This is a genomic window from Micromonospora sp. NPDC048843 (assembly GCF_040649965.1).
GTDB classification, from domain to species: Bacteria; Actinomycetota; Actinomycetes; order Mycobacteriales; family Micromonosporaceae; genus Micromonospora; species Micromonospora hortensis.
On record NZ_JBEZGJ010000095.1, the window covers coordinates 1 to 8603 of the forward strand.

Sequence of the window (8603 nt, forward strand, 5' to 3'; positions counted from 1 at the left end):
GGGCGAGGGCGGCCCGGATGTCGTCCACCCCGTCCGGCGTGCCGGCAGGCGTTGGCCGCTGCTGGCCGAGCAGCACCTCCGGGTCGACCCGCAGAACGTGAGCCAACTCCTGGATCACCGAGTACCGGTCCAGGGCGCGCACACCCCGCTCCACCTTGTCCACCCAACTCTTCGACCTCCGCAGCCGGTCTGCGAGCATCTGCTGCGTCATCGACCGCCGCACCCGCCAACGGGCGACCCGTCGGCCGATCGGGACGTCATCGTTGGTCACGCCGCCACCGCCGGTCCGGGACCGCACGGGTCGTGTCCTCCACGGGGACGCGCTGCGCCTCGGCCTGGGCCAGGAGGCGCTGCTTGGCAGCCTCCCGCTCGGCCGCCTCCATCTGCTCGCCCTTACTTTCTGGCTCGTCACCCTGGCTGGATTTGGTGCTGCTCATCCCTCACCTTTCAGGCCGGGGCGCGACGTCAGAGAGGAGCCGAAGTCATCGCGCCCGGCTCGCCGCGCCATGTAGGACGCAGCAATGCCTAGGTGACAGCTTGTGACGGTCAAAGTGCACAATCCAGACGGATCGCGTCCGCTACTGTCCGCCAGGGTGTCCGCCACCTACGGCGGACAGGTCAGCGGACAGCTCCAGGAACTCGGCCACCGCACCGGCCTCGCCCGCAGCGGCTGCCACCATGCGACGCAGCTCGGCGACACGCTCTACCGCCCTCGGCGACTGCGCCCGGCGAGCAAGACTCAAAGATCGTTCGGCTGTTACCGCCACCTGTTCGAACTCTCCCGCCTGAAGGAGGGCTTCGGCGAGCCAGCTCAGGTACAGCGACGTTTCCCGGGGAGAGTCGTCGCCATAGCGAGCAATGGCGCTTTCCAGGATGGGCACCGCCCGCAGTGGTCGACGCAGCTCCGTCCATACTCGCCCCGCCATGACCTCCACCTCGTCCTGGGTCAGCCAGTACGCCCAGGACGGGGCTTGCTCAAGATCGCAACGCGGATAGATTTCTTGAACCTGTCCGAGCACCCTTTCAGCAAGGCTCGCTTCACCCAGGCGCGCGTGCGCCCAGGCGACCCGTTCCAACAGCAGAGCCTGACCCGTGGCCTCGGCTGCGTGCCGGCCACCGACGTACGCCGACCGGGCCAAGGTGACGGCCTCCCGCCGATCGCCGACGCCCGCCTCAAGGTAGGACAGACTGCTCAGGCAGTTCGCTGCGCTGGCGGTGTCTTCACCGGCATGCGCGGCTCGCATTCCGGACAGGTAATGCTGGCGTGCCTCGGCGATCCTGCCGGAGTCTTCGGCAACGAAGCCGGCCAGCTGACACAGGTCCGCGACGACGTGGAGCAGCCTGCGGTTGACCGCCTCGGAGTAGCTGCCCTCCCGAAGCAGTTCGGCGGTGGCGACCAACTCGGCGGCGACCAGCGCATGCGTCTCTGCGCCTCCGACGTGGTCATCCAGCCGCCGAAGTTGACGAATTCGACTCTCGATTCGTGTCACCGTGCTCACGCCGACCCGCCGGCCCGCGCTCAGCTCATACCGCTGCGGTGGCTCCGCTATTAGCCACTGATGAGCCAGCGCGGCGGCGTTGTCCGGATCCGGGGCCTGCGCTGTCAGCAGGTCGGCCAGACGCTCCGCATCGCGCCGCGACCACCGCGCTGCGCCACCGACCGCCCATGACTCGTCGGTGCCCGGCTCAGCGGCGAGCACAGCCAACTTCCCACCCGCCTCCAACGCCGCGTCTAGGCGTTCGGCGGTTTTCGGGGTCGGCGGTTTCCGACCGCTCGCGAGATCGTGAAGATAGCTCTTGCTGTAGAAGGTCTGCGCGGCGAGCGTTCGATAGCTGACTCCGCGCTTCCTCATCAGCGCCCGAAGCTGTTCGGCGAAGAGTGCGGCAGACGCGGGCATCACGGCTCCCGGGGAGTGGCATTTCGACCGGTGACGGTCGCTCAGGCGACCACCACTTCGGACAGTACATCGATCACAACCGTGCGTACGCCCGGTGCCAGCCCTCCGATTCAGATCAACACGGGATCGGTGAAATCGGGGTGTCTGAGTGACCAGGACACCCCGACTTCCAAGAACCCGAGTCGATCATCACAGCTGTACCGGCAGGTGGCATGCGTAGATGAACGCGGGAAGGAGTCCCGTCTGCGCCGATCTTGCAATCTCCGTCGCCGAAATGCGTGTTAAACCCCTACGTCGCGACAGCAACTGCAAGATTCGCGATCCGGTGCCGTCGACCTCGGCCTACACGGAGACGGTCAGCGTCCGGCTAGCGTCACCGAGATGACCTGGACGGAGCCCGCCACGTGGTACGCCAATCTGGCTTCCTTCTACGCGGCCGCGGCGGCCTTCATCACTGACCCGGCCGGCAACGTGCTGCTCGTCAAACCCACGTACCGCGACCACTGGGCCTTCCCCGGCGGCTATGTCGACGAGGGCGAATACCCACATGACGCCTGCGCCCGTGAGATCCGAGAGGAGTTGGGGATCTCTGTGTTGGTGGGTGACCTGCTCGTAGTGGACTGGGCACCGCCCGCCGGGCAGCGGCCACGACCGATTGTCAGCTTCACGTTCGACTGCGGGTCCATCGCCAACCTCGATGGCCTCGTTTTGCCGGGACAAGAGTTGGAGGAAGCCGCTTTCTTCTCGCCTCGAGAGGCCGAGCAGCGTCTTCCCGACAACGTCGCCACACGAGTTCATACGGCGATGAGTGCTCGTGAGGGCCAGGCACCGGTGTATCTTGCTGGCGGCTCAGGCGTCCCACTGCCATCCGCTGACAGGACAGAACACTAAGCAGGCGCTGCGGCTGCCGTCGGAAGCTCTTCTCCTGGTGGAGCGGATGCCCGCTGGGGTGGTCTCTATCCGGCCGAGCCTCCGGCTGGGTCTTCTGCGCCGTCTACTACGGAGCGAACGCAGGCCAACCAGTCGTTCCACGCGGCGGGGTCCGCTGTCCCGCCGTCTGCCTCGATGCCGATGTCTCCCAGAAGCGTGAGCAGGTCGTCCCCGGCACGGTTCGCGAACTGCCACACGAACCGGGACATGGCCACGAAGGCCTCGCACTCGTCCATCGAATAGCGGCTCATCGGAACGCTCCCTTCGGGCGGAGCCCGCACGCTCAGGCTGTAACCGTGATCTTGCCGAGTTGCGCGCAAGAGCTGTGTCGCGGGTCGGTTCGCCCGGGTCGAGCTTCGCCGCCGGGCACGCTCGCTGGTTCCATGCCAGCGTGCAGAACTCATTAAGGGCGCATGTGAGGATGCCTACATGGAACAGACGCTGAGTCGGCGAGCGGCCTCGGACGCGGTCAGCGACCAGGGTTGGCGCTATTTGCTGGGCGCGTTGCGCACGTCGGTCCCCGTCGGCTCATTGGTTCAGGCAACCGAGGTGGCGGCGCGCGTGGTGGCGGCGTGCGGTGGCGACGCCGATGGGCACCTACGCGCTGATATCCGGCCAGACCGGGTCGTCTTGACCCTGCAGTCGTTGGATCAGGCGGCGCTTACCGCTTGCGATATCGACCTTGCGCATCGGCTTTCCGCCGCCGTGCGGAACGTCGGGCTACGGACGGAGCCTGAGATTGGCACGGGGGCGCCGCGGTCGGTCCAGCTCGTGGAGATCGCTGTCGACGCGCTCGACATCGCAGCGGTCCGGCCGTTCTGGAAGGCCGTGCTGGGCTACACGGATGAGGCGGGAGCCGACGGTCCCAAGGATCCAATCGTCGACCCGGTCGGGCAGGGTCCGGCGATGTGGTTTCAGCAGATGGGTGAGCCGCGCCCGGACCGGAATCGCATCCACTTCGACATCTCTGTTCCGCACGACGAGGCACCACGGCGGATCGCAGCCGCGCTGACGGCCGGTGGCCGACTTGTATCAGCGTCCCATGCTCCAGCCTTCTGGGTTCTCGCCGATATTGAGGGTAACGAGGCTTGTGTGACGACCTGGCAGGGCCGAGATGACTATTAGACCGGGCTAACCGGCCAGTCAAAGGTTGCGGCCGTTGGCGTGTCGTCGAAAGGCGCAAGATCGCGGACAGGCTCTGTCGATTATGGAGTTATGGTGCCGGTTTTGACCTCCTAAGGGGCATTTGGCACCCACCACAACCCCATGATGGACGAGGCCGTGCGGGGCACACGTGGATGGCGCGCCGGCTTGCTCGGCTCAGCCGGCATGGGCCACACCGACCGGAGGCAGAGCAGTTGCGGCAACGCTGTCCTACAAGATCGAATGTTGCGGTGAGCAGATTTGCGGAAATCGTCGTACTCGCCGCCGACGCCCATGAGGTGATGGCCCCACTAACTCGCGAGAACGACGGCACGCGTCCGTGGAACAACATCTTCGTGCCGATCGAGGGCCAGTGGCCAGGTACGTTTGGCCGTGGCTGGGCGGCCGAGTTCATTCAGCGACACCACTGGGCTGAACTGCTGGAGCACCTGCAAGCTCTTCCCTGGCCGCGTCCAGAGTCTCTGCAGGTGCTGATCCACGACGAAGAGGACGACTGCTTCGGCCTCTGGATGCTGTACGACGGCAAGCTTGTCGAGGTGCCTCTCCCTCGGACCGAGCGTTACATCGAACCAAGCTCGACGATCGGGATTCCGGCGAACGGTTATCTACACCGGACGGACAGCGGCCTGCGGATGCCCGAGCTGCCTACGGTGAACCGTCCGGCTCCGTAGCCATCAACGAGGCACGCCGGGGCCCGTAAGCAGCAGGCGCGGGATGACGTGGATCTGGCAAGGCGCGGCTTGCGTCCGCTCGACGCGTGGGGCGGCCGCCGCTCCCCCGGCGGCCGCCCACGCCTCGGTCAGCTGGTGTAGACCTCCAGCGTCGACAGTTGCCCCGCCGGCCAGCCGGTGTTGCCGGTGACGGTGATCCGCACGTAGCGCGCCTGCGCAGCGCTGAAGGTCAGCGTCACCTGGTTACCGGTAGCCGGGTTGAAGGTCCGCCCCGCCGATCCAAGAAGCGTCCCGAAGCTCGCCCCATCAGCGCTGCCCTGCACGGCGAGGGTCTGCGTCCGGCTGGCCCACGCCGACGACGGCGGCAGCTTCAGCACCACCCGCCCGACAGTGCGCGAGGAACCCAGATCCACCTGCACCCACTGCGGGAACGCGCTGTTCGCACTCTCCCAGTAGCTGTTCGCGTCACCGTCCACCACGTTGCCCGACCCGTAGCTCTGGACGTGGCTGCTCTCCGACGTGGGTCGACCCCGGGCGAGGTCGGCGTTGGCCGCGGCGTCCGTGGTGACGGTGACCGCCGAGGACGCGCCGGAGGTGTTCCCGGCGGCGTCGCGCGCAACGACCGTGAAGGTGTACGCGGTGGACGGGCTGAGCCCGCTCACCGTCGCCGTGGTGCCCGTGACGGTGGCGACGACGGTGCCGCCCTGGCGTACCTGGTAGCCTGTCACGCCGGTGTCGTCGGTGGAGGCCGTCCACGCCAGGGACACGCTCGTCGACGTCTTGCCGGTGACGGTGAGGCCGCTCGGGGTGCTCGGCGGGTTGTCCGGGACGGTGGTGCCGGCGTACACCTCGACCTGGGCGAGTTGGGCGGCCGGCCAGCCGGTGTTGCCGCTGATGCTGAGGCGGACGTAGCGGGCCGTGGTGGTGGTCAGCGTGCGGGTGACGGTGTTGCCGGTGGCCGGGTCGAAGGTGAACGCGGAGGCCCCGGCGATGGTGGCGAAGGAGTTGCCGTCGACGCTGCCCTGCACGGTGATGGTCTGGGTGCGCGCGCCCCAGCCGGCGGGCAGCCGCACCACGAGCTTGTTGACCTGGTGGCTGGCGCCGAGGTCGACCTGCCACCAGTGCGGGAAGGAGCCGCCGCCGCTCTCCCAGTAGCTGCCGGCGTTCGAGTCCACCGCGTTCGACGCCGGGAACCCGCCGCCCTGGCTGCTCGCCGAGGTGGATCGACCGGCGGCCAGGTTCCCGGTCACCGGTGGCGGGGTGCCGACCATCGGTGGGGTGGGGCGTACGGCGGTGAGCGCGAGTTGCCCCTTGAGCATCCGGCCGCCGTCGGCGGTGATCCGCAGGTAGTAGTCGGAGGAGCAGGCCACGCCGTCCTCGTCGAGGGCCCGGATGTTCGCGCCGGCCGGGGTGGTGGCCTGGGTCTCGGACGTCTTGGCGATCTGGTTGCCCTCGTTGTATTCGTCGAACATGGACACGTACAGGCCCTGGGAGCCGAGCCGGACCATGTTGTAGATGTGCCGCCAGTAGAAGTCGCCGTGTTTGCGGTGGCCCCCAGCGAGGTCGCCCGGCATCACGCAGGGCAGGTAGTCGATGCCGCGCGCCGCGCAGTCGGCCATGTCGCCGACGTTGACGTTGTTGTAGTACGAGTCCAGCTCCTCCACGGTCCTGGCCCGGTAGACCATCCAGGGCGAGATCGCGTGGAACGCGTGGTAGACGTCGAGGAAGCCGGGGCGGGAGTCCTCGATGCCCTGCCGCCACCAGGTCGGCACGCCACCGATGACGTAGCAGCCCTGGGCCTTGAACCAGTTGATGACCTCCAGGCAGGGGCCCGGGGTGAAGGGGCGACTGGGCTCGCTGAAGCCGAAGCCCCAGATGCAGACGACCGGTTTGCCGTTCTGTCGGGCGTACGCGGAGGACGCGGTGTACGCGGCCATCTTCGTCGTCCAGTCGGTCTTGATCTCCGATTGGAAGGTCAGCCAGTCGGTGACGTCGTACATGATGTAGAACTTGCGGTTGTGCCGCTCGGCGGCGGAGCGGACCTTCTGGGTCATCGCGTCGCGGGTGGGGCCCTCGTCGCCCATCGGGTTGAACCGTTGCAGCGCGGCGGTGTCGCAGCCGTTCTCCTGCATCCAGCGGAAGTGGGTGTCCACCGTCTGCTGGTCGTAGGAGGAGAAGAGGGTGGCCGGCTGGCCGTTGCCCAGGTTGGGGTACGCGGTGGGATAGGTGCGGGTGTACTCGCGCATGTCCGGCCAGGACACGATCGTGGTGTTGGCGGGTGAGGGCGGCTGGAACCGGTCGCGGCCCCAGTGCCACCATCCGCCGATCGGCGCCCCGTCGCCGGGTGCGCTGAACCAGCCCTGGTAGCCGACCGTCACCTTGCCGACCACGTCCCCGGGAGGACTGGCGGCCTGCGCGGGGCTGGACATGCTGGTGAGCAGCTCGGTGGTGGAGGCGGTGGCGAGGGCGGACCCGGCCAGCACCGATGTGACGAACCTGCGGCGGGAGACCGCCATGACGACCACTCCTTCGGGACGGAAGGCATTGACGGCCATCGTGGCAGCAGTGGATGCCGACCCGCAAGAGTTAGACTGATCAATGAAAATCCCGATCAGATGACGGGAATTACGCGCTGAGCCCTCAGCCGCTGACGGCGCGCTCCAGCGCCCGCACCGGGGACAGGATCTGGCTGCCGGCCTGGCGGCGGCGGGCGTCGCGCACCGTCATCCGTACGCCCTCGGTGAAGCCGATCTTCGGGTACCACCCGAGCAGCTCGCGCGCCTTCCTGGTGTCCAGCGCCATGTTGCGCACCTCCCCCGGCCAGGGCAGCGGCTCGTAACGGGCCGCGTTGCCGACACCGGACGCCTCCCGGACGGTGTCGTACACCTCGTTGACGCTCGTCTGGCGGCCCGAGGCGATGTTGACCATACCCACCCCTGGGTGGTGACAGGCGACGGCGATCGCCTCGGCGACGTCGCTGACGTGGATGAAGTCTCGGGTCTGCGTGCCGTCGTCGTAGATCACCACCTGCCGGCCTCCGAGCAGCGCGTCGGCCATCAGGGACACCACGCCGCAGTCGCTGCCCTCCTGCCGGGGCCCGTAGACGTTGCCGAACACCATCGAGGTGTACGGCAGGCCGTGCTGACGCCCGTACCAGTCGAGGTAGTGCACGCCGGCGGCCTTGCTGACTCCGTACGGGCTCACCGGGGCGATCGGGTAGTCCTCGCGGACCGGCAGGTCGTGGGCGGGGACGCTGCCGAAGATGGCGCTGCTGGCCGCGTTGATCACCAGCCGTACGCCTCCGCGAGCGCAGGCGTCCAGCACGTTGACGGTGCCGAACACGTTCACGTCGGCGTCGTACAGGGGTGACCGGCGGGCCGCGGGAACGCTCGGCTGTGCGGCGAGGTGCACCACCACGTCCGGCTGCCACTGGTGGATGACCTCGACGCCCTCCGGCGTACGGATGTCACCCGAGACGACGTCGGCCTCGGTCAGTCCGCCGTACGCGGCGTCGGCCAGGTTCTCGATCCGGCCGGTGGAGAAGTTGTCGAGCACCCGGACCTGGCTGCCCATCAGCATCAGCCGGGCGACCACGTGGCTGCCGATGAAGCCGGCGCCTCCGGTCACCAGCACGCGCCCGGGAATCAGGTCCGTCGGCGGGTCGACACCGGCGGCAACAACTGGCTGGTCCATGTGGAACTCCTTGGAACGACGGGGTTGTCGGCCCTCAGCGGCAACCGGACGACCGGGCACGACCGTAACCCACCAAATACCCACCAAAGGGGCTTTTCGCACAACGGTCTGGGCTGATATGCGACGTTCAAAGCGAGACGTCCTGTTTTTACCTATCCGGGACTATTGGGGCATTTGTGACTAGTAACTTACTCCCGGGGTGCTCGTCCGCATGCCCTCGAAGCACCTGACGGAGGAGGAGGTCGGC

Annotated in this window: 9 protein-coding genes; 3 read left to right on the forward strand and 6 right to left on the reverse strand. The window is 67.7% G+C overall.

Annotated elements, in window-relative coordinates; translation table 11 throughout:
- The 3 genes from AB0C20_RS21620 to AB0C20_RS21630 all read right to left on the reverse strand — a co-directional run.
- Positions 1 to 211: helix-turn-helix transcriptional regulator (locus tag AB0C20_RS21620; RefSeq protein WP_357568611.1), on the reverse strand; the 211-nt coding region annotated here is incomplete at its 3' end.
- 46 nt (positions 212 to 257) lie between these two features.
- On the reverse strand, positions 258 to 437 hold the full coding sequence (locus AB0C20_RS21625) for a hypothetical protein (RefSeq protein ID WP_357568600.1): 180 nt from the start codon (positions 435 to 437) through the stop codon (positions 258 to 260).
- Positions 438 to 578: 141 nt separating this feature from the next.
- A complete protein-coding gene (locus AB0C20_RS21630; RefSeq protein WP_357568601.1) occupies positions 579 to 1898 on the reverse strand; it encodes a helix-turn-helix transcriptional regulator in 1320 nt (439 codons plus the stop codon).
- 381 nt (positions 1899 to 2279) lie between these two features.
- Between AB0C20_RS21630 and AB0C20_RS21635 the strand changes: the two genes are divergently transcribed.
- Positions 2280 to 2789 (forward strand): NUDIX hydrolase, encoded by a 510-nt coding sequence (locus AB0C20_RS21635; protein ID WP_357568602.1) that lies wholly within the window; start codon positions 2280 to 2282, stop codon positions 2787 to 2789.
- Between the two features lie 65 nt (positions 2790 to 2854).
- Here AB0C20_RS21635 and AB0C20_RS21640 read toward each other — a convergent pair whose 3' ends face one another.
- A complete protein-coding gene (locus tag AB0C20_RS21640) occupies positions 2855 to 3079 on the reverse strand; it encodes a hypothetical protein (RefSeq protein WP_357568603.1) in 225 nt (74 codons plus the stop codon).
- Between the two features lie 178 nt (positions 3080 to 3257).
- Between AB0C20_RS21640 and AB0C20_RS21645 the strand changes: the two genes are divergently transcribed.
- Positions 3258 to 3953 (forward strand): VOC family protein, encoded by a 696-nt coding sequence (locus AB0C20_RS21645; RefSeq protein ID WP_357568604.1) that lies wholly within the window; start codon positions 3258 to 3260, stop codon positions 3951 to 3953.
- A gap of 269 nt (positions 3954 to 4222) precedes the next feature.
- Entirely contained in the window at positions 4223 to 4663 is a 441-nt protein-coding gene (locus AB0C20_RS21650; protein WP_357568605.1) for a hypothetical protein, read from the forward strand.
- 128 nt (positions 4664 to 4791) lie between these two features.
- Here AB0C20_RS21650 and AB0C20_RS21655 read toward each other — a convergent pair whose 3' ends face one another.
- Positions 4792 to 7179, reverse strand: coding sequence for a discoidin domain-containing protein (locus tag AB0C20_RS21655; RefSeq protein ID WP_357568606.1), 2388 nt, complete (start codon positions 7177 to 7179; stop codon positions 4792 to 4794).
- Between the two features lie 124 nt (positions 7180 to 7303).
- The gene (locus AB0C20_RS21660) at positions 7304 to 8356 is read right to left on the reverse strand and encodes a GDP-mannose 4,6-dehydratase (protein WP_357180392.1); all 1053 of its coding nucleotides are present in this window, start codon (positions 8354 to 8356) and stop codon (positions 7304 to 7306) included.
- Positions 8357 to 8603 lie beyond the last annotated feature (247 nt).